Genomic DNA, 26614 nt, shown 5'->3' on the forward strand with positions numbered 1-26614 from the left:
GAAAATCGCGGTGTTTTTTGATATAATTAGTGTGATTTATTATCGGCTAGACAGGAGGTTAGGTAATTATGGCAATCGTGTCGCTTGACAGTGATTCCGATTTTTCAGTAAAAGTCTTTCATCAGCCGGGTATCGTCGTCGTCGATTTCTGGGCACCTTGGTGCGGACCGTGCAAGATGGTTCATTCCGAAGTCAGACAAGCGGCTGCTCGCTTTGGCGACGCCGTCAGTGTCGTACAGGTCAACGTTGACAATCACCGCGCGCTTGCTGAAAAATATGAAATCATGGCCGTTCCGACGCTATTGTTTTTTAAAGACGGTAAACCGCTTAAACGAATCATTGGTTACGCTTCACGATCCGAAATCAGTGACTTCTTGGCAACCCTGGTACCAAAACGCAGGACTTGCCGGTTTTGACAATAAAAATATTGGGATGATATAATTGAATTTAGAAGAAAGAGGGACGGAAGGGCAATTACTGTCGATTGTCGTTCCTGTATATAACGAACAGCCGAATATCGAGAAGTTCTATATGGAGGCGACGAAAGCCGCAGCGACACTCGATATGGATTATGAACTCATCTTTGTAGACGACGGTTCTAAGGATGCAACGCCCCTTATTCTCAGTCGGTTGGCCCAAGAGGACGAACACGTCCGGGCCTTTATCCTGGCTCGCAATTTCGGGCATCAACTGGCCATTACCTGTGGAATGGACCATGCCCGCGGCGATGCGATTATCACCATGGACGGTGATTTACAACATCCGCCGGAAATGATTCCCGACCTGGTTCAAAAATGGCGTGACGGCAGCGATGTCGTGCAGACGATTCGCGAAGCCACCGACGACGCAGGCTTTCTCAAGAAACAGACGTCCAAATGGTACTATCGCGTCTTGAATGCCGTGTCACCCGTTCACATTACGCCCGGCGGCTCTGATTTCCGCCTCCTTGACCGAAGGGTTTTGGAAACATTTAAACAATTTCGCGAACACGACCGTTTTATCCGCGGCCTTATCGGGGATATCGGTTATAACCAGACCTTTATTCGTTTTGTAGCCCCTAAACGCTACGCCGGCAGTTCAAAATTTTCCATGCGCAAAATGCTCCATTTTGCTTTAGATGGAATCATGGCTTATTCGAAAATACCCTTACGGGTTTCCTTTTACATCGGCATGTTGAGCGGAATTTTAAGTTTACTTCTGATCCTGCATGTCGTTTACAGTAATTTAGTGGGCAAGGTCGTTCCGGGATGGACGACGATGATGATCGTCCAATGCCTGTTCAGCGGCATCCAGCTCATTTTTATCGGTGTCATCGGAGAGTATATAGGACGTATCTTTGAAGAGGTAAAACATAGGCCCCTGTATTGGCTGCGTGCCGAACTGGGTCAACGAAAAGAACCATAAATGCCTTTGCGTTGTATGGACTTCGAGACAGAGAGGAGTTTTTATGTGGAGAAAACACAGTAAGGTGTGTATATTGACTGCCCTTTTCGTATGTACGGCTTTGCCGGCACTGGCTGCTTCGACGCTGACCGTCGGCAGTCGGGGCGATCAAGTCCGCGCTGTTCAGCAGGGACTGCGCAGCCAGGGCTACAAGGTCAATGTCAGTGGTGTATATACGAAAGAAACGGCTAAGGCCGTGTCGAAATATCAGAAAGATAAGAAAATCCAGGTCAGCGGCGACGTTGGCGGCTGGACCTATTATCTCCTGACAGGCAGTCGGTCCATGTTACCTGCCAATCCACCCAAGAATAATCCCCCAGTCGCTAAGAAAGCACAAGCTATCAAGGTCAATGACAAGGCCGTATCGAAATATAAACACTTTGGCGGCGGTGATGCCTTTGGGAATAAACTGGTCAATTCAGCGTACCAGTACCTGGGCGTTCCCTACGTATTTGGAGGAAACACGCCCGATGGTTTTGACTGCTCGGGATTTACCAAGTATGTCTTTTCCCATAACGGCATTGAACTTCCGCGTATGGCCGATCAGCAGTACGAAGTCGGTCAGCGTGTTCGTCGCAACGACCTCATGCCGGGCGATTTAGTTTTCTTTACGACGTATGAACCGGGTGTATCCCACACCGGAATCTATGTCGGCGACAACAACTTCATCAGCGCTACCAGCAGCGGTGGTATCCGCGTAGACAGTTTAGACAGCGGCTACTGGTCGTCGCGCTACGTCGGCGCTACCAGAGTCCGAAAATAAGATGTAATGGCTAGGGAACAAGTCGTCTCTAGCCATTCCTTATACGGCAGTCCTTGAGATTTTTATCGTCAAAAGGTTGCCGAACCGGGGGAAATGAGCGTATAATTTTCCCATATAGAAAGATATGTAGAGGGAGTGTTTATTAACTATGAAGTACATGACGGGTAATGAAATCCGCAAGGCCTATTTACAATTTTTTAAGAGCAAGGAACATCTGATCCTGCACAGTTTTCCCCTCATTCCGGAAAATGACCCCAGCCTGCTCCTCATCGGCGCCGGCATGGCACCGCTCAAACCGTACTTTACGGGCAAGCTCGTCCCGCCGTCGTACCGCGTTACGACGAGCCAGAAGTGCATTCGCACCGGGGACATCGACAACGTAGGCCGCACGGCCCGTCACCATACGTTTTTTGAAATGCTCGGCAACTTCTCTTTCGGCAATTATTTTAAGAAAGAAGCCATTTCCTGGGCTTGGGAATTCTTAACGGAAGTACTCAAACTGGACAAGAGCAAATTGTACGTTACCATTTATCCTGATGATAAAGAAGCTTATGATTACTGGCATAATATGATCGGTCTTGCCGACGAACGGATCTTCAAATTCGACGACAACTTCTGGGAAATCGGCGAAGGCCCTTGCGGTCCGGACAGCGAAATCTTCTACGATCTCGGCCCTGAACGCGGCTGCGGCAAGCCTACGTGCAATGTCGGCTGCGACTGCGACCGGTACCTTGAAATCTGGAACCTCGTCTTCACCCAGTTCAATCGGACGAAAGACGGGAAGTACGAACCCCTCGAAAAGAAAAACATCGATACCGGCTGCGGTCTCGAACGACTGGCTTCGGTCATTCAGCAGAAGGAATCGAACTTTGAAACAGACCTCATCTTCCCGATTATCGAAAAGGTCATCGCCATCAGCCACGGCGATTACAACGATCCTCAGCAGAAGGTCGCTATGAAGGTCATTGCCGACCACATCCGGGCCATTACGGTCATGATCTCCGACGGTATCCTGCCGTCCAATGAAGGCCGGGGCTACGTCCTGCGCCGCATCCTGCGCCGTGCCGTTCGTTTCGGCCGTCTTCTCGGAATCCGCGACATGTTCCTCGGCAGCCTCGTCGATACGGTCATGGACATCCTCGGTGACGAATATCCGGAACTTCGGGAACGTCAGGACCTGATCAAACAGATCATCGATACGGAAGAAAAACAATTCAGCGCTACCCTGGCTCAAGGCATGGAACTCTTAAACGACATGATGAGTCAGAGTGATAATAAAGTCCTCTCCGGCGACGACGTATTCAAACTCTATGATACGTACGGCTTTCCGATGGAACTGACCGAAGAAATTGCCGGTGAAAACGGTATGACCATCGACACCGAAGGTTTTGAAGCTGCCATGAAGGAACAGCAGGAACGGGCCCGTGCAGCCCGCGCCGACGTATCGGCTAAAGTCGCAACGCCGGATACGACGAAACTCGACCAGTCGAAACTGGTCAACGACCCGTCGGCAACGAAGGCGTCCATCGTCATGATCGGCAAGGGCGGCGTCGAAGTCGATACAGCAGCAGCCGGGGAAGAAGTGACGATCATCGTCGACAACAACCCCTTCCACGCCGAAGGCGGCGGTCAGCTCGGCGACACGGGCACCCTTTCCGGTGAAAAGGGGAAGGCTCAGGTCACCGATGCCAAGGCCCTGCCGAACGGTTTGGTATACCTCATCGCCACTATCGAAGAAGGCTCCCTTCAGACAGGCGATGCCGTCGACGTCACCGTCCATCAGACACGTCATCTGAATCTGGCCCGCAACCATACGGCAACCCATCTCCTGCAGGCAGCCCTGCGCAAGGTCTTGGGCAACCACGTCAACCAGGCCGGCTCCTTAGTTACGCCGGACCACCTGCGCTTTGACTTCACCCATTTCTCGCCCGTTACCCAGACCGAACTCGATGCCATCGAAAACTTGGTTAACGAAGAAATCCTCAAAAACATACCCGTCACCATCGAAGAAATGTCCATCGACGACGCCAAAGAAAAGGGCGCCATGGCCTTATTCGGTGAAAAATACGGCGACGTCGTCCGCGTCGTCTCCGTCGATGACTTCAGCTGTGAACTCTGCGGCGGTTCCCACGTCGACAACACGTCGGTCATCGGCTCCTTCCGCATTACCGGTGAATCCGGTACCGGGTCCGGCGTTCGCCGCATCGAAGCCGTCACCGGGGCTGCTGCCTTGGCTCTGGCTAAGAACGAATCCCGTGAACTGCAGCAGTTGGCCGATATGCTCAAAGCCAAAGTCGGCGATACGACGGCGAAATTAGAAGCCCTCCTCGCTCAGGCCAAGGGCCTTGAAAAAGAATTGGCCCAGCTTAAGAAAGAAGCGGCCATGTCCGATATGGACAGCATCTTAGCCGGCAAGGAAGATATCGGTGGCGTCTCGGTCATCACGGCCGAAGCCCAGGCTGATTCCATGGATAACCTCCGCGATTTGGCCGACTCCGTCCTCGATAAGGCCGGAAGCGGCGTCGTCCTCTTGGGGATGGTCCACGACGATAAAGTTAACTTCGTCTGCAAAGTCGCCAAAGCCGACGTAAAGCGAGGCCTCCATGCCGGTAAGATCATCAAGGCAGCCGCACAAGCTGCCGGCGGCAACGGCGGCGGCCGTCCCGATATGGCCCAGGCCGGCGGTAAAGAACCGGGCAAATTAGCCGATGCTCTGAAAGCCGGTGCCGATGCCGTCCGCCAGTTGTTAGGATAAATTTTTGGCAGTCATGCCAATTGAATAAAAAGGATGTGATTGAATATGGCAGTTAATGACGAAACGATGATTATGCAAAACCGCAGCGAAGAACAGACCGTTGCCTCCATGATTCTCGAAGATGTCTATCACGCATTGGAAGAAAAAGGGTATAATCCGATCAATCAGATCGTCGGCTATCTGCTGTCCGGTGATCCGACCTATATTACGAGCCACAACAATGCCCGCAGCAATATCCGCCGCATTGAACGGGACGAACTCATCGAAGAATTAGTCCGTTCCTACGTAAAACAGCGGAACTTATAGGAGGAACATGCGAATTTTAGGACTCGACGTCGGTTCCAAGACGATAGGCGTTGCCTGCAGCGACGCCCTGCTGATTACGGCCCAAGGCGTAGAAACGATTCGCCGTAAGTCCGATGAAGCAGACTTCGCCCGCTTGCACGAACTGATCAAAGAAAAAGAAGTACACTGCATCGTCGTAGGCAAACCACGCCATATGAATGGTGATTACAGTGATAACATGAAACATATCGAAGAATTCGTTCAACGATTCCAGAAAACCGTCCCGAACGTAGATATTGTCTATTGGGATGAACGCCTGACGACCATCATGGCCCAGAATGTATTAAAGGAAGGAAATGTGCGGCGCGAAAAGCGCAAGCAATTTGTCGATAAAATGGCGGCAATCCTTATTTTACAAAATTATTTAGACGCTCATGCTCACTAAGGAGGACTATCATGTCGGAAGAAATGAACAACGAATTAGAAGAAGTTATCATCGTTACCGCAACGGATGACGAAGGCAATGAAGTAAACTATCAGGAAGTACAGCGCATCGACTGGGACGGAAAAGTATTCGCCCTTCTCGTCGAAGTCCCTGACAGTGAAAACGACGCTGATGACGATGACGGCGATGCTATCGTAGCCCGCGTCGACATGGAAGACGGCGAAGAAGTCTATGTTGCTCCGACGGATGAAGAATTCGACGCAGCCAACGCAGCATTCGATGAACTTTTTGCAGAATAATGATTTAGCAGGTACTGTCCCGGCGTAGGTCTTGGGACAGTTTCCTCATTTCTTATGGCAGTAAGGATGACACAGGGACTCGCGCCCCGGCAAGATGCCCGGATGCGACGTCCCTTTTTTAGTGGGGGAGTAACATGGAATTGCCATCGATACAGCAATTGCGGAACTTTGTCATTTACAGTAAGTACGGAAACTTTACGGCTGCTGCCAAGGCAGCCAATATCACCCAATCGGCCTTCAGTGCCCAGATGAAGAAACTCGAAGAACTCCTTGGCGTGCGCCTTATCGAGCGCTCCAACCGCGGCAGCCATCTCACGCCGGAAGGGAAGGACTTCTATACCAAGATAAGCCATATCCTGGGCGAACTGGAGGCCGTCGTCAGTGAGCTTCCCGGAAGGGCAGCTACGGCTCAGCCACTGGCTGTCGGCATCATGCTGTCCTTAGGAGACGTCCACATGAACCGCCATCTGGCCTATTTTCAGGACCATCACAGCGGCGCATCCTTCCGGGTCTATAACCTTGAAGTGCGGGAAATGCTCCAATGGCTGAAGGACGACCGCCTGGACATCGTGTCCTTGTTCTATCTGCCGAGCCTTGACCTCGACGATTACGAAAAGGTCTTCTTTGGAACCGACGACATCGTCTACTACAAACCGGATCTCGACGTCGCCGGTCCGTCCATTTCGGCCTGTGCCGTCGCGGCCGAGCCCTTGGCTCAATATTCGCCGCAGTACGAGATGAATGCCTATATGGGCCAATATTTTACGGCTAACGGCTGTCCGCCTCAGAAGACGAAAGCTTGGTTCTCGACGCCTTATGCCATGCTGAACTACTGTCAGCAGAACCACATCGGTGCCTTGCTGCCCGAACGGTTTTTACGGGCCATGGGTGTCGGCAAAGACTACTGCCGTCTCGATCCGCCCATCCATTTGCCGTGCTATCTGGTCTACAAAAAGGCGAATCCCAAGTACGCCGCGATCCAAGTATTTGTCGACTACATCCGCCGCGTCTATCACATTGAAACGTGAGTCATAAAAGATATTTGTCATCAAAAAAAACGATGACAAATATCTTTTTTTTCTGTTATACAAGGGGCGGCGGAAGGTGTAGAATCTAGCTTGCAAATACGAAAGGAGCAGTGACTACTGTATGTCAAATCAATCACTTTGGAACAAGGATTTCCTGCTGGATACGGGAATCAACTTCATCGTCTACCTCATCTATTATCTGTTAATGGTCATCATTGCTGTCGTCGCTAAAGACCAACTCCACGCCTCTTTAGGGGAAGCAGGACTGGCATCGGGCATCTTCATCGTCGGCACCCTCTTGGCACGCCTTCAGTTCGGCAAGGCCATTGAACTCTACGGCCGCCGCATGTCCCTTTATGGCGGCATCATCTTTTATTTCGTAACGACCTTATTGTATTTTTATATCCCGAATCTCGCTATCCTTTACGTCATCCGCTTCTTAAACGGCATGGCCTACGGCATCGTATCGACGGCGACCAACACCATCGTCGCCTCCTGTATCCCGCCTGAAAAAAGAGGCCAGGGCATCAACTACTACGGCCTCAGTACCAGCTTGGCAGCCGCTGTCGGCCCCTTCCTGGGCATGCTCCTTATCGTCATCACCAACTTTACCTTCATCATTACCCTCTGCGCCGTCTTGGTCGGCCTGTGCATGATCGGCTGCATCATCCTTCATATCAATGAAATTGAACTGACGGCCGAACAGATCGCCAAGATGAAAGCCATGACCCTCGACAACTACGTCGAATACCGGGTTATGGTCATCTCCATCATCGGTTTTTTCATGGGCTTTGCTTATTCCAGCGTCCTGACCTTCCTGGCCGCCTATGCCCGGGAAATCAACTTGGTGGAAGCCGGGACCTTCTTCTTCATCGTCTATGCCGTCGTCATAACCTTGACCCGTCCGCTGACGGGCATCGTCTTCGACCGTAAGGGAGAAAATTACGTCCTCTATCCGTGCTACATCTGTCTGGCCATCGGCCTCTTCCTGCTGAGTATTACAGGAACGTCGTGGCAGCTCCTCCTGTCCGGTGTCTTCGTCGGCCTCGGCTATGGGACCTTCATGTCGAACGGACAGGCCGTCTGCATCAAATTGACGCCGCCGTACCGCATCAGCGTGGCCTTGTCGACGTACTTCGTTGCCCTTGACCTCGGTCTCGGCGTCGTGCCTTACGTCCTCGGCAGCCTTCAGGGCATCTTGACCTTCCCCCAGCTCTACATCGTCGCCGGTGTCATCGCCGCTGCCTGTTTTGTTATGTATTATCTCTTCTATGGACGGAAAATCAACCTCATCAATCGTGCCGTCCGTATCTATATTCACGCCTAGGTGTATCATATATTTCATTTTCCCCAGACTCAGGGACTGCGCCGTACTTTCGGTGCGGTCCCTTTTTTGGACCTTGGGGCGTGTTTGAAGTTTATCCATAAGTCGGTTATAATGGACGAAAGGAGAACTCATGACTACAAAAACAAAGATACTTTCCCTATTAGCAGCCGTCTGCGTCATCCTCAGCCTCTTTTTTTGGCCTGAAAAAGAACCGGATGCCTACAGCTCGGCGACGATCGAAGCGGCCGAAGAGGTGAGCCGGACCGAGACGGAAATGATGGCCCCCGATGAACGCCTCTACGGTCCGAATGGAGCCGTTCGCCTGCAAAGCTTATATAATGAAAAACCGGTCTGTCTCTTTTTCTGGGCCGTCTGGAGCGACGACAGCCTGAAGAACCTGGCCGTCATGGAAGAGATGTACGAAAAGTACGGACAGGACATTTCCTTTGTCGCCGTCCCCGTCGGACCCGATGCCGATGAGGGGGCGGAATACTGCCGAAAAGAAGGCTACGATCTTCCTGTCTACAAGGGGGATGGGCAGCTTTTTCGGGACTACGGCATCAGCGACGTACCGCAGGTTATCTTCATCGCCCGTGGCGGCCAAATGAGCCGGCCTTATGACGGTCTCGTGACCCGTCGTCAGATTGAATATGCCTTGACCAAGATTCAATAAAAAAAGACTTGCCAAGATGGGAAAAACAAGGTATACTATATGAGTCGCACGAAATGTGCACTGTATGGGCGGTTAGCTCAGTTGGTTAGAGTATCTCGTTGACATCGAGGGGGTCGATGGTTCGAATCCATTACCGCCCACCATACATGAAAACCGGTTGTATTATGACTCGTTGAGTAATGATACAACCGGTTTTTTTCTTTTGTCCTTTTAGCGAAAGCAAAATTATTCAAAACTTTTGCGAATTATAGCCCTATTATGGACAACTTTTGTCCCAATTATACTTAGAAATGCTTATGACAGACACCTTGTGACAATACATAACTGTATAACAGAGACAGCCGATATATCTAAACTCGGCTGTTTTTTTGTAGAAAAGATTGTGTTATTTCCTCGCTTTTTGGCTTTTTGATGGTGAGAGCGAAGTGCTTTGTATTGTAGTAGAAAATGTAATATATTAACACATAATATACTTTCTTGTATATAAAATATGTCTTTTGTTTCATCTATATTTATGTGATAGAACGGATTTTTTATGGATAATCTTTACAAGTTATTTGTTGTATGATATATTATATCAAAGATTAAAACAATCCACATTAGAAATGAAACAATAATTGGGATTACGGACGTTTTTTTGAATATATTTTAAGTGGACACCTTCAATAAAAAATAAAATAAAGCGTTTTGTGGAGTTGTTTTGTCTATTATAAAGAATAACACAGTATTTATAAATGTGCTTTTATTACATTCCCAATTTTGTTTTGAAGTGTAACTTATCGTTAAAGTGTATACGTTTCATGGAAGAACATCACAGCAGAAAGGGGTGTTGGCAGCCTGATTTGTGCTTGAGCGTTTTAACGGGGGACGAATTACCGAGACGGTATTTTTTTGTTGGAACCGTACATCACAAATCATTGACATATCCTGACAGGTCCCATACCTACTGTCAGGACAGATTCCGAGTGCATCCGTTGTTTTTTTGACGAGTTGTTATTGGGATTTAATTAAGGAGGAAGATTTTTGTATGAATAAGATCTATAAGGTCGTCTGGAGCAAGGTGAGAAACGCCTACGTCGTCGTTTCCGAGCTTGCCAAGAGAAATAGTAAAACGAAATCGCAGCATACGGCGCGCGTGTCCCATAGCTTGCTGAGCCTGGCCGTCGTAAGCAGCTTAGCCTTGGGACTCGTTTCAACCGTTACCTTACCGGCAGAAGCGGCGCAGCGAGTTGTAGCAGGGCGTTATCCGGGGGCTCAAGACAATGACACGATGGCTGTAGGTGCTAACGCGACAGCTACCGGTGCCGGCGCTGTTTCTGTAGGTACGGCTACGTCAAACGGTGAAGATGCCCTTGCTTTGGGGACTGATGCCTCTGCGACCGGTACAGAAACGATTGCTATCGGTGGTGCTACGGCAGCCATTAATTACGCAATTGCAATGGGCGATGGTGCTATCGCCGGTGGTACTTATTCAGTCGGCGGCGTAACCCAGAGCGGTGCCAATGCCGTTGCGATTGGTAAATCGGCCTTAGCCTACGGTATCAATGATGTTGTTATCGGTGCTAATCAGACTGCTATTGCTCCGACCACCACTGCGTCGGAAGATACACCTGATGGCACGGGCCTCAGTTCGGCTCTCGGCGGCCGTGTCATGATTGGCCATGACAATATTGCTTACGGTCGTGCCGGTAATTCAGTTATTGTAGGTTCAAATAACCGAACGAATGCTATTCATGGTATTGCCATTGGTCAGAATGCGTATGCCGGTCAACCTGATGGGAGTACGCTGGCCTATGAAAATACTATGTCCATCGGTACTAACACTCGTTCATACTCTACGGACGCTATCGCTATTGGTAATAATGCTGTTGCCGGTAATACGGATACTAGTAAGACTTCCTATGATGGTAATGGCCTAGCTGCAGCTGCCATAGGTTCCGGGGCTAAAGCAACTTCGTTCCATACAGTAGCTATTGGATCTACAAGTCAGGCAACTGATATTAGCGCTGCCGCTATCGGTGATGGTGCTGTCGCAAGTGCCGTTAGTACTACCGCTGTCGGTAACAGTGCCAAGGCTACGTCCATAGGTTCTCTTGCTGCCGGGGCAGCCGCAACTGCCAGCAATCAATACACTATTGCCGTAGGTAATAGCGCACAGGCGAGCGGTTTGCGCTCTATGGCTGTAGGTTATGGCGCTGTATCCAGCGGTGGAGGAGCCATGGCCTTAGGTCGAACGGCTCAAGCTACCGGTAACTACTCACTTGCAGCCGGTTATGAAAATACAGCCAGTGGTGCTAGTTCTGTTTCTATAGGCTACCTAACTAAGACGTCCGGTACGAGAAGTATTGCTATCGGTCGCGAAGCGAACTCCGGTGCTGACGGTACCGGACAGGATACGATCGCTATCGGTCATCAAGCGACTACTGTTGCAAATACCGGTATTGCAATCGGTAAAACAGCCAGTACCGATGCATCAGCAACGAGTGCCATTGCCTTGGGTAGTGGTGCTGCGGCAAATGTAGCAACCAGTGTGGCCATCGGTTCCGGTTCCTCTACAACGCGTGCAACCGATACTACTAGTGCCGGTTGGAATAACCAGGACAGCACATGGAGCAGTTGGCTTTCCACCAAAGGTAATGCCGTACTACCAGTGGCGGTGTATGGAATAGCTCGGCTGGTGTCGTTTCCATTGGTACTGACGGAGCCAACGGAAGTGCGTTGACGCGTAAACTTACCGGTTTAGCAGCCGGCCAGTATGATACAGATGCCGTAAATATGAAACAGTGGACGAATACTATGCTGGCGACTACCGGTGATTTTAAAGATAGCAGCTACACGACTACCTATGGTTCTGACGGCACACCGCGTACCGTTACGAAGCTTTTAAATCAATCGTTGAAGATTACCGGTGGCGTCGACAATACACTGTACTATCAGTCTGATTTTACTACCGATCCTAATATCGGCGCTATCATAAGCGATAATACGGTTACCCTTCGTTTGAATAAAACCCTTCGTGGTTTGGAAACTATCTATTTGACCAATCCTGACACGGGTACGCGTACAACTGTTAGCGGTAACGGTATGACTATCAGACCAACTAGCGGTTCTGCAGTATCGTTAACAAGTACAGGTCTTAATAATGGCGGTAATAAGATTACTAACGTTGCTGCCGGTACAGCCGGTACCGATGGCGTTAACGTGTCTCAATTGAATCAGGCTATCGCCGGTGTCAGCGGCGGATCAGGCACAACGACTACGGTCACTGTTGAAGGCGGTACGGCAGCCGGTACAAGCGGTACTTATACAGGCAGCAATTTGCAAATTACCTCTACGACGGGTACTAATTCTACAGCATACGACCTCAAACTTGCTGATAATGTTACTTTAGGTAGCACCGGTACAAGTGGTACGGACGGCTCCCTTACTGTTAACGGTACAGGTGGATCTTCTGTAGCTGTTGATGGTGCAACGGGTTCTGTTGCCTTGACGGGTACCGACGGTTCTACAGCTACTATCGCAGCAGGCACAGCTGCTAACGACGTAAACGGTACCTCTATTAACCGTATTACCGCAGGTGGTGCGACGGTCGCCACCCTTGATGACGGCATGGTTTATACCGGTGATACCGGAACAGCCGCCGTTAAATTGAATAAAACAGTAAATATCGTTGGTGGCGAAACAGACTCCACTAAATTATCTACTGATAACAATATTGGCATTGTGGCCGCTCAAGATGGTGACAATGCTAAATTAACGGTTCAATTGGCGAAAGATATTACCGGTTTGAACACCGTAACCGCCGGTGATGCTACAATCGGTACGCAGACAGAAACGACGGCTAGTGGCATTGCTGAAACTGGCAGCTATGTAACCGGATTAGACAATACCGATTGGGATGTATCCAATCCGGATATCGTAACCGGTCGTGCCGCAACAGAAGACCAGCTGAAGAAGGTAAGCGATGCCATTACCGATGGCACCAGTGAAAACGCAACCGGCGGTTTTGGCTTGACCGACGACAGCGGTACAGCTGTAAAACAAGACCTTGGCAAGACGATTCAGATTGCCGGTGACGGGAATGTGAAAACGACAGCTGATGCGACCAATGGTAAAATCACCGTTGGCTTAAGCAATACTATCGGTATCGGTACAAGCGGCAGCGAAGACGGCACGGTTACCGTTAACGGTGCTGACGGCTCTGCTGTAGCTATTAATGGCAAAGACGGTTCTATCGCCTTGAACACTGGCAGTGGCTCTCCGATTACCATTCAGGCCGGCTCCAGCGTCAATGACGTAACCGGCTCTCCTGTTAACCGTATTACCGTAGGTGGCGCAACCGTGGCTACCCTTAATGACGGTATGAAATACGGCGGCGACTTCGGTACTGTTTCCAACGTTAAATTGAATAATCAAGTTAACGTGAAAGGTGAAGCAACTACGGAAGCTGACCTTACGAAGGGCAACATCGGTGTCGTATCCAGCCAGGCTGGCGATAACGGTCTGTTAGTCGTGAAATTAAATAAAGACATCGACTTAGGCGAAACCGGCTCTGTCACGACAGGCAACACGACCATCAATAATAGTGGGTTGACGATTACCAATGGTCCGTCTGTTACTTCCAGCGGTATCAATGCTGGCGGTAATAAGATTACCAACGTTGCAACCGGTACGGATGGCACGGATGCTGTCAATGTCGATCAGTTGACAAAGGCTATTGCAGGAGTAAGTTCCGGTGAAGGCAGCAAGACGAACCTTACTGTCGAAGGCGGCACCGCAGCCGGTACCAATGGCAACTATGCAGGCAGCAACTTGCAAATTACCGAAAAGACAGAAACAACCGGTGCTACGACTTATGACGTGAAACTGGCCGATAACATTACCTTAGGTAGTAAAGCCGACACTGCAGCGGGGACAGAAGGTACGGACAGCTCCATTACCGTTAACGGTAAAGACGGTTCCGCCGTTGCTATCAACGGTGCTGACGGTTCTATCGCCCTGAATACGGCCGACGGCTCGCCGGTTACGATTAAAGCCGGCACGGCTGCTAACGACGTCAACGGTAACTCCATTGACCGAGTCACCGTAGGCGGCGCGACCGTTGCAACACTTGATGACGGCATGGTTTATACCGGTGATACCGGAACGGCTGCCGTTAAATTGAATAAAACAGTCAATATTATTGGTGGTGAAACGGACTCCTCCAAATTATCTACCGATAACAATATTGGCATAGTAGCTGAACAAAACGGCGACAATGGCAAATTGACGGTCCGCTTGGCGAAAGATATTACCGGTTTGAATACCGTTGAAGCAGGTGATGCTGTAATTGGTGATCAAGGTGTTGTTACCGCCGGCGGCGTTGCCCAAGACGGCAGTTATGTAACCGGGTTAGACAATACGACGTGGAATGTATCCAATCCGGATATCGTAACCGGTCGGGCAGCTACGGAAGATCAGCTGAAGACTGTTAGCGATGCCATTATCGACGGCACCAGTGAAAACGCAGTCGGTGGCTTCGGCCTGACCGATGACAGCGGCACGGCTGTGAAACAAGATTTGGGCAAGACGATTCAGATTGCCGGTGACGGCAACACTACGACGACGGCTGATGCCACCAATGGTAAGCTCACCGTAGGCCTGAGCAATACGATTGCCCTTGGTGAAAAAGCCAGCGAAGACGGTTCTACTGAAGGTGCAGACAGCTCCATTACCGTTAACGGTAAAGACGGCTCTGCTGTAGCCATCAACGGTGCTGACGGCACGATCGCTTTGAATACGGCTGACGGCTCGCCGGTAACTATTGGAGCCGGAACTCAAGTTAATAACTTAGCCGGCACTCCTGTCGACCGCATTACCGTAGGTGGTCAGACAGTTGCTACCATGAGCGACGGTCTTAAATTTGCCGGTGATGACGGCCAGACGGATACGACGAAAGTTATTCCGAAGACCCTCAACGAACAGCTCGACATTATTGGCGGTGCTGACGGTGAATTGACGGACAAAAACATTGGCGTCAATAACGTTAACGGCCAATTAAAAGTTCAGTTAGTCAAAGACGTTGACTTAGGCTCCACCGGTTCCTTAACAACAGGCAATACGGTTGTTAATAATAGCGGTATTACGATTACCCCTGCTACAGGTTCTCCTGTATCCTTGACCGGTTCCGGCCTCGACAATGGCAATCAAAAGATTATCAACGTGGCTGCCGGTACAGCCGATACAGATGCAGTTAACGTAGGTCAGTTGACAAAGGCCATTGAAGGTGTAGCTGCCGGTGAAGGCAGCAAGACGAACCTTACTGTCGAAGGTGGTACTGCAGCCGGTACCAATGGTAACTATACGGGCAGCAACTTGCAGATTACTGAAAAAACCGAAACGACCGGGGCTACGACTTATGATGTGAAATTAGCTGATAACATTACTTTAGGTAGTGCAGCCGACACTGCAGCCGGGACAGAAGGTACGGACAGCTCCATTACCCTTAACGGTAAAGACGGCTCTGCTGTTGCTATCAATGGTGCCGATGGTACTATCGCTTTGAATACGGCTGACGGTTCGCCTGTAACTATCGGCGCAGGTACTCAAGTTAATAACTTAGCGGATACGCCAATCAATCGTATTACCGTAGGCGGTGCTACTGTAGCCACGCTTGATGATGGTATGAAATACTATGGCGATTTTGGTAGCATTGCGTCTGTTAAATTGAACAATAGAGTTGACGTAAAGGGCGAAGCAACTACTGAAGCTGATCTTACTACAGGTAACATCGGTGTCGTATCCAGCCAAGATGGTAACAATGCCCTGTTAACGGTTAAACTCAATAAAGATATCAACTTAGGTGAAACAGGTTCCTTAACGACTGGGAATACTGTTGTGAACAACAGCGGCTTAACTATTACTAATGGTCCGTCTGTTACTAGTGACGGCATTAATGCTGGCAGCAAGAAGATTACCAACGTTGCCACTGGTACTGACGGTACCGATGCCGTTAACGTAGATCAGTTGACTAAGGCAATTGCCGGTGTAACTGCCGGTGAAGGCGCTAAAACGAACGTTACTGTTGACGGCGGCATCGCAGCCGGTACCGACGGTACTTATACAGGCGGCAATTTGCAGATTACCGAAAAAACAGAAACGACCGGTGCCACGACTTATGACGTGAAACTGGCTGATAACATTACTTTAGGTAGTAAAGCCGATAGTGCCGCAGGTACAGAAGGGACGGACAGCTCCATTACCGTCAACGGTAAAGACGGTTCCGCCGTTGCTATCAACGGTGCTGACGGCTCTATCGCCCTGAATACGGCAGACGGCTCGCCGGTTACGATTAAAGCCGGTACGGCTGCTAACGACGTCAACGGTAACTCCATTGACCGAGTCACCGTAGGCGGTTCGACCGTAGCTACTCTTGATGACGGCATGGTATACACCGGTGACACCGGAACGGCAGCCGTTAAATTGAATAAGACCGTCAATATCGTTGGCGGTGAAACCGATTCCTCGAAGTTGTCTACGGACAACAACATTGGCATCGTAGCCGCACAAGACGGCGACAATGGCAAACTGACCGTTCGCTTGGCGAAAGATATTACCGGTTTGAACACCGTAACAGCCGGCGATGCTACCATCGGTACGCAGACAGAAACTACAGCTAGCGGTGTTGCTGAAACGGGCAGCTATGTAACCGGTTTGGACAACACGACGTGGAATGTATCCAATCCGGATATCGTAACCGGTCGTGCAGCTACGGAAGATCAGTTGAAGACCGTAAGCGACGCAGTCGTTGCTGTTACTGATGGTACCAGTGAAAATGCAACCGGTGGCTTCGGCCTCACTGATGGCAGCGGTACCACGGTTAAGCAGGACCTCGGCAAGACGATTACCGTTAAAGGCGGCGTCACCGACGGAACGGCTACGACCGATAATCCGGATGGCGTTTCTAACATCACGACAACCGTTAAAGACGGGGCTCTTGAAGTCAGCCTGAATAAGGATCTCGACTTAGGCTCGACCGGTTCTGTAACGACCGGCAATACCGTTGTCAACAACGACGGTGTGAAAGTCGGCGATACGGCCCTCACGACCGGCGGCTTGACCATCACCAACGGTCCGTCTGTCACGACGACGGGCATCGACGGCGGCAGCAAGCAGATTACTAACGTAGCCAGCGGTTCCGATGGTGTCGATGATGACGGCAACCCGACGTACAATAACCTTACCAATGGTGCCAATATCGGTGACATTAAGAATATTACCGATGCGGCTAAGACAGAATTAACCAATGATGGCCTGAATTTCACGGCCGACAGCGGTGATGCTGTACACCGTAACTTAGGTGAAACCTTAAATATTGCCGGTGACGGCAACATCACGACTACGTCTGATGCCACCAATGGCAAGATCACCGTAGGCTTGAGCAATGATGTTTCCATCGGTACGACAGGCACGGATGGCGAAGACGGTAAAGTAGCTGTTAACGGTAAAGACGGCTCTGCCGTAACCATTAACGGTGCTGATGGCTCCATCGCTTTGAATGCCGGTTCCGGTTCCCCTGTAAACATCGCAGCGGGCACTCAAGTGAATAACTTGGCAGGTACTCCTATTGACCGCATTACTGTCGGTGGCGCTACTGTCGCAACTCTTGATGACGGTATGAAATACGGCGGTGACTTCGGTACCGTTTCCAACGTCAAATTGAATAACCAAGTTGACGTAAAAGGCGAAGCAACCACGGAAGCTAACCTTACTTCCGGCAACATCGGTGTCGTATCCAGCCAGGATGGCGACAACGGTCTGTTAGTCGTGAAATTGAATAAAGACCTCAACTTAGGTGAAAACGGTTCTGTAACTACCGGCAACACGGTCATCAATAACAGTGGTTTAACCATCACTAATGGTCCGTCTGTAACAACCGGCGGCATCAATGCCGGCGGCAGCAAGATTACTAACGTTGCTACCGGTACGGATGGTACCGATGCCGTTAACGTAGCTCAGTTGGAAGATAGAATCAGCAAGATAACGATTGGTGAATCGAAAACGACTGAAATTACGGTTGAAGGCGGCACTGCTGCACCGACTGATGGAACCTATGCGGGGGACAACCTGCAGGTGAAAGCAGGGACGACAGCCAATGGTTCACCGACCTATGACGTAAAACTTGCCGATAAGATTACTTTAGGCGAAGCTGCAGACAGCACGACGGGGGCAACCGGTACCGACAGCTCTATTACGCTGAACGGTGCTGACGGTTCTTCCGTAGTCGTCAATGGTGCTGACGGTTCTGTTACTACTAAAGGTACAGATGGTTCGGCCGTAGCTATCAATGGCTCCAACGGCTCTATCGCTCTTAATACAGCTGATGGTTCCCCTGTAACCATCCAGGCCGGCACCAGTGCCAATAACTTGGCCGGAACTTCCGTTGACCGTATCTCTGTAGGCGGCCAGACGGTTGCCACCATGAGTGACGGTTTGAAATATGCCGGTGATGACGGCCTGTCCGATACGACGAAAGTCATTGCTAAGACCCTCAACGAACAGCTTGATATCGTTGGCGGTGCTGACGCAACGAAATTGACGGACAATAACATTGGCGTCAACAACGTTAACGGCCAGTTAAAAGTCCAGTTAGTGAAAGACATCAACTTAGGCGACACCGGTTCTGTAACCGTCGGTACAGCCGTCTTGGGCAACCAGACGGTAACCACGGCTAATGGTGTATCTCAGACAGGCACCTATTTGACAGGTTTAGGCAATACAGCTTGGGATACGTCGAATCCGGATGCCGTAACCGGACGTGCAGCAACTGAAGATCAGTTAAAAGCTGTCAATGATAAGGTTAACGCCATTTCGACCGGTACCGGTGCCTTCGGTTTGACTGATGATAGTGGTGAAAAAGTTACACAAAGCCTTGGCGAAACGATTCAAGTCGCCGGCGACGGTAATATTACAACTACTGCTGATGCTACTAAAGGTAAAATTACCGTAGGCCTGAGCAATGAGCTCTCTGTAGGTAAAGCCGGTACAGACGGTGCCGACGGTAAGATCGGCGTCAACGGTAAAGACGGCTCTGCTGTAGTTATCAATGGTGCTGACGGCTCCATCGGCTTGACCGGTCCTGCCGGAGCTGACGGAACAGCCGCTCCAACCGCTACTATCGCAGCGGGTACTCAAGTGAATAACTTGGCCGGTACTCCAATTGATCGTATCACTGTAAGCGGCGAAACTATCGCTACTATGAGTGACGGTCAGAAGTATGCCGGTGACGACGGTCAGACCGACACGGCGAAAGTCATCGCTAAGACACTCAATGAACAGCTCGACATCGTTGGCGGTGCTGACGCAACTAAATTGACTGATAAAAACATTGGTGTAAACAATGTTAACGGTCAGTTAAAAGTTCAATTAGCTAAGAATATAGACTTAGGTGACGATGGTTCCGTAACAACAGGTGCAACTGTAATTAATAATAGCGGTATGACTATTGGTACTGGCGATACAGCCGTAAGCCTTACTGACGGAGGCCTCAACAACGGCGGTAATAGAATTACTAACGTTGCTGCTGGTTCTGCTGACACGGATGCTGTCAATTACGGTCAGTTGAAAGCGGCCGCTACGGCGGTCACCGTTGAAGGTGGTACTCCAGCCGGTACTGATGGCAATTATACCGGCAGCAACTTGAAACTTACGTCGACGACTGTTGGCGATAAGACGACTTATGATCTGAAACTTGCCGATAAGATTACCTTAGGCAGTGCTGCCGACAGTGCGGCCGGTACAACTGGTACCGACAGCTCGGTTACCGTGAACGGTGCAGACGGTTCCGCAGTGGCTATCAACGGTGCTGACGGCTCCATCGCCTTGAATACGACTGACGGCTCGCCGGTCACCATTAAAGCAGGTACCAGCGCTAATGACGTAACCGGTACTGCTGCAGATAGAATTACGGTAGGTAACCAGACTGTAGCCACCCTGAATGACGGCATGGTATACACCGGTGATACCGGTTCTGCCGCCGTCAAACTGAATAAGACCGTCAACATTGTCGGCGGCGAAACCGATGCTACCAAGTTGTCTACGGACAACAACATTGGCATCGTTGCCGAACAAGAAGATGAAAACGGCAAATTGACGGTTCGCCTGGCGAAAGACATTACCGGGTTGAATACCGTAACGGCCGGCAAGGCTACCATCGGTCATCAGACAGAAACAACGGCCGGCGGCGTTGCTCAAACGGGCAGCTATGTAACCGGTTTGGAAAATACCGAATGGAATGTATCCAATCCTGATATCGTAACCGGCCGTGCAGCTACGGAAGATCAGCTTAAGGCCGTAAGCGATGCTCTTACGGATGGTACCAGTGCAAACGCAACGGGCGGCTTCGGCCTGACCGACGACAGCGGCAACGCTGTTAAGCAAGACCTGGGTAAGACCATTCAAATCGCTGGTGACGGTAATCTTACGACGACCGCCGATGCTGATGGCAAGAAAATTACCGTTGGCTTGAGCAATGACATCTCTATCGGCACAGCCGGTACAGACGGTGTCGACGGTAAGATTGGCGTCAACGGCAAAGATGGCTCGGCCGTCGCTATCAACGGCGCTGACGGTACTATCGGCTTGACCGGCCCTGCCGGAGCTGACGGAACGCAGCCAACGGCTACTATTGCAGCCGGATCTAGCGTCAACGACGTAACCGGTACGCTCATTGACCGCATTACGGTCGGTGGTGCAACCGTTGCAACCCTCGACGACGGCATGAAGTACGGCGGCGACTTCGGGGATGCATCGTCTGTTAAATTGAATAACCAAGTTAACGTAAAAGGTAATGCAACAAATCAAGCTAACCTTGTTGATGGCAACATCGGCGTCGTATCCAGCCAGGACGGCGACAATGGTCTGTTGACGGTTAAGCTCAATAAAGACATCGACTTAGGCTCGACCGGCTCTGTCAGCACAGGTGCTACGGTAATGAACAATGATGGCATTACGATTACGCCGGACGCAGGCACGGGCACCGGTAACCCTGTAACCTTGACCGGCACCGGCCTGAACAACGGCGGCAATCAGATCACCAACGTAGCCAGCGGCTCTGACGGCGTCGATGCTGACGGTAACCCGACCTACAATACGGATACCAATGCAGCCAACATCGGCGACCTTAATAATGTGAGCGATGCCTTGGTTAATAAGGGCATGGACTTCACGGCCGATAGTGGAGAAACGGTACATCGTGACTTGGGTGAAGCCCTTGGCATCGTAGGCGATGGTCAGAATATTACAACTACGACTGATCCTACAAACGGTAACATCACCGTAGCCTTGAGCAATGACATCTCCATCGGTGCCAAAGACGGCGCTGACGGTACAGACGGTGTCGACGGCAAGATCGGCGTCAACGGTAAAGACGGTGCGTCCGTCGTTATCAACGGTGCTGACGGCTCCATCGGCTTGACCGGCCCTGCCGGAGCAGATGGAACGCCGGGAACGACTGTAAATATTAAAGTTGGTCCTAGCGTCGATGACGTAACCGGTACGCCTGTAGATAGAATTACGGTAGGTGACCAGACTGTAGCCACCTTGAATGATGGCATGGTATACACCGGTGATACCGGCTCTGCCGCCGTCAAACTGAATAAGACCGTCAACATTGTCGGCGGAGAAACGGATTCCACGAAGTTATCTACCGACAACAACATTGGCATCGTTGCCGAACAAGACGGCGACAATGGCAAATTGACGGTTCGCCTGGCGAAAGACATTACCGGGTTGAACACCGTAGAAGCCGGCGACGCTGTTATAGGTAATCAAGGCGTTATCACCGCCGGCGGCGTTGCCCAAGACGGAAGCTATGTAACCGGCTTAGACAACACGACGTGGAATGTATCCAATCCGGATATCGTAAGCGGTCGTGCAGCTACGGAAGATCAGCTGAAGACTGTAAGCGATGCCATTACGGATGGTACCAGTGAAAACGCAACGGGCGGCTTCGGCCTGACCGACGACAGCGGCACTGCTGTTAAGCAAGACCTGGGTAAGACCATTCAGATTGCCGGCGATGGTCAGAATATTACGACGACAGCCGATGCTGCGACGGGTAAACTGACGGTTGCCTTGAGCAACGATATCTCCATCGGTGCCAAAGACGGTGCTGACGGTACAGATGGTGTCGACGGTAAGATTGGCGTCAACGGTAAAGACGGCTCGGCCGTCGTTATCAACGGCGCTGATGGCTCCATCGGCTTGACCGGCCCTGCCGGAGCTGACGGAACGCCGGGAACGACTGTAAATATTAAAGTTGGTCCTAGCGTCGATGACGTAACCGGTACTCCTGTTGACCGTATCACTGTCGGTGATCAGACGGTCGCTACCTTGAGTGACGGCATGAAGTACGGTGGCGACTTTGGTACGACTTCGGCTGTGAAACTGAACAATCAGGTCAATGTCAAGGGCAATGCCACGACAGAAGCTAACCTCACTGATGGAAACATCGGTGTCGTATCCAGCCAGGATGGCGACAATGGTCTGTTGACGGTTAAGCTCAATAAAGACATCAACTTGGGCGACACCGGCTCGGTTAAGACAGGTGCCACGGTAATGAACAACGATGGCGTTACTATTACACCTGCAACCGGCACAGGCACGGGTAACCCTGTAACCTTGACCGGTACCGGCCTCAACAACGGCGGCAATACGATTACTAACGTAGGCACCGGTGTTAATGATACGGATGCTGTCAATTACGGACAGTTAAAGGCTGCCGCTACAGCAGTCACCGTTGAAGGTGGCACCGAAGCCGGTACTGGTGGCAATTATACTGGCAGCAACTTAAAACTTACATCGACGACTGTTGGCGATAAGACTACCTATGACCTGAAGCTTGCCGACAACCTCTCCATTGGTGCAGCAAATGGCACTAACGGCTCTATCGGTGTCAACGGCAGCAATGGAAACAGCGTTGCCATTGACGGTAACGACGGCATCTCCATTAAGGGAGCCGACGGTAAAGATGGCGTCAGCATCACCGGTAAAGACGGCGTCGATGGCGTCGACGGCTTGGAAGGCCACATTGGCCTCAATGGCAAAGACGGCATGACCGACATCTATACCACTCCGGGTGAAGCCGGCGTCAACGGTAAAGATGGTGATACTATGACTCGCATCATCTACACCGATCCGGCAGGCACGAACCATCAGGTCGCAACCCTTGATGACGGCATGAAGTACACCGGTGATACCGGTTCTGCCGCCGTCAAACTGAATAAGACCGTCAATATTGTCGGCGGAGAAACGGATGCTACGAAGTTATCTACGGACAACAACATTGGCATCGTTGCCGAACAAGACGGTGAAAATGGCAAACTGACGGTTCGCTTGGCGAAAGACATTACCGGTTTGAATACCGTAGAAGCCGGCGATGCTGTAATCGGTTATCAAGGTGTAACTACAGTCGGTAAAGTTGCTGAAGACGGTAACTTTGTAACCGGCTTAGACAATACAACTTGGGATGTATCCGATCCGGATATCGTAAGCGGTCGTGCAGCTACGGAAGATCAGCTGAAGACCGTAAGCGATGCCATTACGGATGGTACCAGTGAAAACGCAACGGGCGGCTTCGGCCTGACCGATGACAGCGGCACAGCTGTTAAGCAAGACCTGGGTAAGACCATTCAAATTGCCGGTGACGGCAGCAATATTACGACTACGGCTGATGCCGTGAATGGCAAGATTACCGTAGCCCTGTCTGACAACCTCTCTATCGGAGCCAAAGATGGCACGAACGGATCTATCGGTGTTAACGGCAGCGATGGAAACAGTGTAGCTATCGACGGCAACGACGGTATCTCGATTAAGGGAGCCGACGGTAAAGACGGTGTCAGCATCACCGGTAAAGACGGTGTCGATGGCGTCGACGGCTTGGAAGGCCACATCGGGCTCAACGGCAAAGACGGCATGACCGACATCTATACCACGCCTGGCGCTGCCGGCGTCAACGGTGCAGCCGGTGACACCATGACTCGTATCATCTACACCGATCCGCAAGGCACGAACCATCAGGTTGCAACCCTCGACGACGGTATGAAGTACGGCGGTGACTTCGGCGATACCTCTAAGGTTAAGCTGAACAACCAGGTCAATGTCAAAGGCAATGCAAAGACTGAAGCAGACCTCACGGATGGCAACATCGGTGTCGTATCCAGCCAGGATGGCGACAATGGTCTCTTAACCGTTAAGCTCAATAAAGACCTGAACCTCGGTTCTACCGGTTCCGTAACCATGGGCAACACCGTTATCAATAACAGCGGTGTAACTATCAATGGCGGTTCGAATCCGGTAACCCTTACTAATAAAGGTTTGGACAACGGTGGTAATCAAATTGTTAATGTAGCCAGCGGTATCGACGGTAATATGTATGATACGACTGTACGTGGTCAAGAAAACTACAATAACGCAGCTAACATCGGAGATTTGAACAACGCTGTCAATGATATTAAAAATGCTGATAATGGCGGCGGGTTCGTTTTAGGTGCTGACGATAACGGAACTGTAAAACAAAACTTAGGTGGCACGATTAACATCACTGGTGACGGCAATACTGTAACATCTGTTAAAGATGGCAAGATTGAAGTTGGCTTAAATAAGAATGTTGACCTTGGTACAGACGGTTCTATTAATGCTGGTAATACATCAATCGATCAAAGCGGCGTTTCTACTAATAAGATTGCTATTAAAGACTCCGGTATTTCCATCGATAAGAATGGTATCAATGCCGGAAATACGCAAATCAAAGACGTAGCTAGCGGCGCTGACGGTCTCGATGCTGCCGGTAAACCGACGTATAATACGGATACGAATGGAGCTAACATCGGTGATGTTAAGAACATTGCCAATGCAGCAGCCGACGCAGCGAAAGCTCAGTCCGGTAAGAACATCACCGTAGATGCTGATAACAAGGTTAACCTGAATGATAACATTACTCTTGGCGACAATAGTGATGCATCCAAGCAGGTCAATATCGACGGCAACGGTGCCACCGTTACGGCCGGCAGCGGCGATAACCAGGTCAAACTGGACGGCTCTAAAGGCCAGATTTCTGCAGGCGGTGCCGTTCTGGGCAACCAGGCAAACACGGCAAACGACGGCAATCCGGCAACGGGTACGTACCTCACAGGATTGGATAATACCACCTGGGATGGCACGAATATCCAGTCCGGCCGTGCTGCTACGGAAGATCAGCTGAAAGTCGTAGATGACAAGGTCAGCAAAGGGCGTGTCTTCCAAGGCGACGACGGCGCAGACAACAGCGTCACCGTTGGCCTCGGCGATACGCTGAAACTCAACGGCGGTGCCGATACGTCTAAACTGTCCAGCGGCAACATCGGTGTTGTAAGAAACAGCGATGGCGATGGCCTCGACATCAAACTGTCTAAGGACTTGAAAGACCTCGACAGTGTTACGACGGGCAATACGACGATTAATGACAGCGGTGTCACCATCAAGACCGTAGACAGCGATCGTACAATCACCATTCAGGACAGCAATGTCAACATGGGCAACAACGTCGTAAGCGGTGTTGCTGACGGAACCGTAGCTCCGGGCTCGACGGAAGCCGTCAATGGCGGCCAGCTGGCCCTGCGCGACCAGGCTATCAACAACCTGGGCGGAGAAGTCAATAAACTGGATAACCGCATCAACCGCGTCGGTGCCGGTGCAGCTGCTTTGGCAGCCCTCCATCCGCAGGACTTCGATCCTGATGATAAGTGGGACTTCGCCTTCGGCTATGGCCACTATCGCGGCGCGAACGCCGGTGCTTTCGGTGCCTTCTACAAACCGAATGAAGATACTACCTTCTCGGTCGGCGGCACTATCGGCGGCGGTGAAAACATGATTAACGCCGGTGTTTCCTTCAAGTTAGGTCAGGGCAACAACGTATCGAATTCTCGCGTTGGCATGGCTAAGGAAATCAAACACCTCCGTGATGACGTAGCGAAACTCGAAGACATCGTCAATCGTCAGAGTCAAATGATTAATCAGTTGACCGGCCAGAATCCTGGTACGATTGAGTCCAAGGGCAGCGAACTCTTCCCGGATGTTCCGGCTAACCACTGGGCTTACGAATACGTTACTAAGCTTCATCAGCTCGGCATTATCGAAGGCTATCCGGATGGAAACTTCGATGGTAACCGCATGATGACGCGTTATGAATTCGCAGCTGTTGTTTATCGTGCTATCATGGCAGGCGCTGCCTCGAATGCAGCCCTCCAGGGCGACGATACGTTGGATCGCTTGGCCAACGAATTCTCCGCAGAACTGAAGTACATCCGCATCGATACGATTGCTAAGGATAAGGACGGGAAACCGACCATCCAGCGTGTCCGCATCGTTCCGGAAAACAAGCAAAACTAATCCTGTTTTTAAGGGTTCCTCTGGAGGATCTTCTGATTCTCATATAAAGTTGCGGCTGTCTTTTGGCAGCCGCAATTTTTTTGCAGATATAGGTTCTGCAGCACTTAGAAATCAAAAAAGAGGCCCTGTGCTTCTCCGACACCGACAAGATGGTGTAGGGGGCACAGGGCCTTTTTGCCGTATTCTATTT

At 50.7% G+C, this 26614-nt stretch carries 12 protein-coding genes and 1 tRNA gene; all 13 read left to right on the top strand.

Going from position 1 to position 26614, the window contains the following annotated elements; genetic code table 11:
- The first annotated feature begins 68 nt into the window (after positions 1–68).
- Positions 69–416, top strand: a complete 348-nt coding sequence (gene trxA, locus UCI88_RS11100; RefSeq protein ID WP_044504196.1) for a thioredoxin — start codon at positions 69–71, stop codon at positions 414–416.
- A gap of 61 nt (positions 417–477) precedes the next feature.
- Complete coding sequence (locus tag UCI88_RS11105) at positions 478–1404, top strand: glycosyltransferase family 2 protein (protein WP_044504870.1); 927 nt, start codon at positions 478–480, stop codon at positions 1402–1404.
- Between the two features lie 43 nt (positions 1405–1447).
- Complete coding sequence (locus UCI88_RS11110; protein ID WP_044504195.1) at positions 1448–2206, top strand: C40 family peptidase; 759 nt, start codon at positions 1448–1450, stop codon at positions 2204–2206.
- 157 nt (positions 2207–2363) lie between these two features.
- Entirely contained in the window at positions 2364–4961 is a 2598-nt protein-coding gene (alaS, locus tag UCI88_RS11115; RefSeq protein WP_256180126.1) for an alanine--tRNA ligase, read from the top strand.
- A 45-nt stretch (positions 4962–5006) separates the two neighbouring features.
- Positions 5007–5267, top strand: coding sequence for an IreB family regulatory phosphoprotein (locus UCI88_RS11120; protein ID WP_044504192.1), 261 nt, complete (start codon positions 5007–5009; stop codon positions 5265–5267).
- Between the two features lie 7 nt (positions 5268–5274).
- Positions 5275–5691, top strand: a complete 417-nt coding sequence (gene ruvX / locus UCI88_RS11125) for a Holliday junction resolvase RuvX (protein ID WP_044504191.1) — start codon at positions 5275–5277, stop codon at positions 5689–5691.
- 11 nt (positions 5692–5702) lie between these two features.
- Entirely contained in the window at positions 5703–5990 is a 288-nt protein-coding gene (locus UCI88_RS11130; RefSeq protein WP_256180096.1) for a DUF1292 domain-containing protein, read from the top strand.
- Between the two features lie 134 nt (positions 5991–6124).
- A complete protein-coding gene (locus UCI88_RS11135; RefSeq protein ID WP_256180097.1) occupies positions 6125–7018 on the top strand; it encodes a LysR family transcriptional regulator in 894 nt (297 codons plus the stop codon).
- Between the two features lie 121 nt (positions 7019–7139).
- Complete coding sequence (locus UCI88_RS11140) at positions 7140–8345, top strand: MFS transporter (RefSeq protein ID WP_330024232.1); 1206 nt, start codon at positions 7140–7142, stop codon at positions 8343–8345.
- Positions 8346–8475: 130 nt separating this feature from the next.
- Positions 8476–9018, top strand: coding sequence for a TlpA family protein disulfide reductase (locus tag UCI88_RS11145; RefSeq protein WP_256180098.1), 543 nt, complete (start codon positions 8476–8478; stop codon positions 9016–9018).
- A gap of 66 nt (positions 9019–9084) precedes the next feature.
- Positions 9085–9161 (top strand) — tRNA-Val (locus tag UCI88_RS11150).
- 884 nt (positions 9162–10045) lie between these two features.
- Positions 10046–11740, top strand: coding sequence for an ESPR-type extended signal peptide-containing protein (locus tag UCI88_RS11155; RefSeq protein ID WP_256180099.1), 1695 nt, complete (start codon positions 10046–10048; stop codon positions 11738–11740).
- The gene (locus UCI88_RS11160) at positions 11737–26424 is read left to right on the top strand and encodes an S-layer homology domain-containing protein (RefSeq protein ID WP_256180100.1); all 14688 of its coding nucleotides are present in this window, start codon (positions 11737–11739) and stop codon (positions 26422–26424) included. The genes UCI88_RS11155 and UCI88_RS11160 overlap by 4 nt, the downstream gene beginning before the upstream one ends.
- Positions 26425–26614: the final 190 nt, after the last annotated feature.

Origin of the sequence: Megasphaera massiliensis (genome assembly GCF_036305205.1) — a bacterium.
Lineage (GTDB): Bacteria > Bacillota > Negativicutes > Veillonellales > Megasphaeraceae > Megasphaera > Megasphaera massiliensis.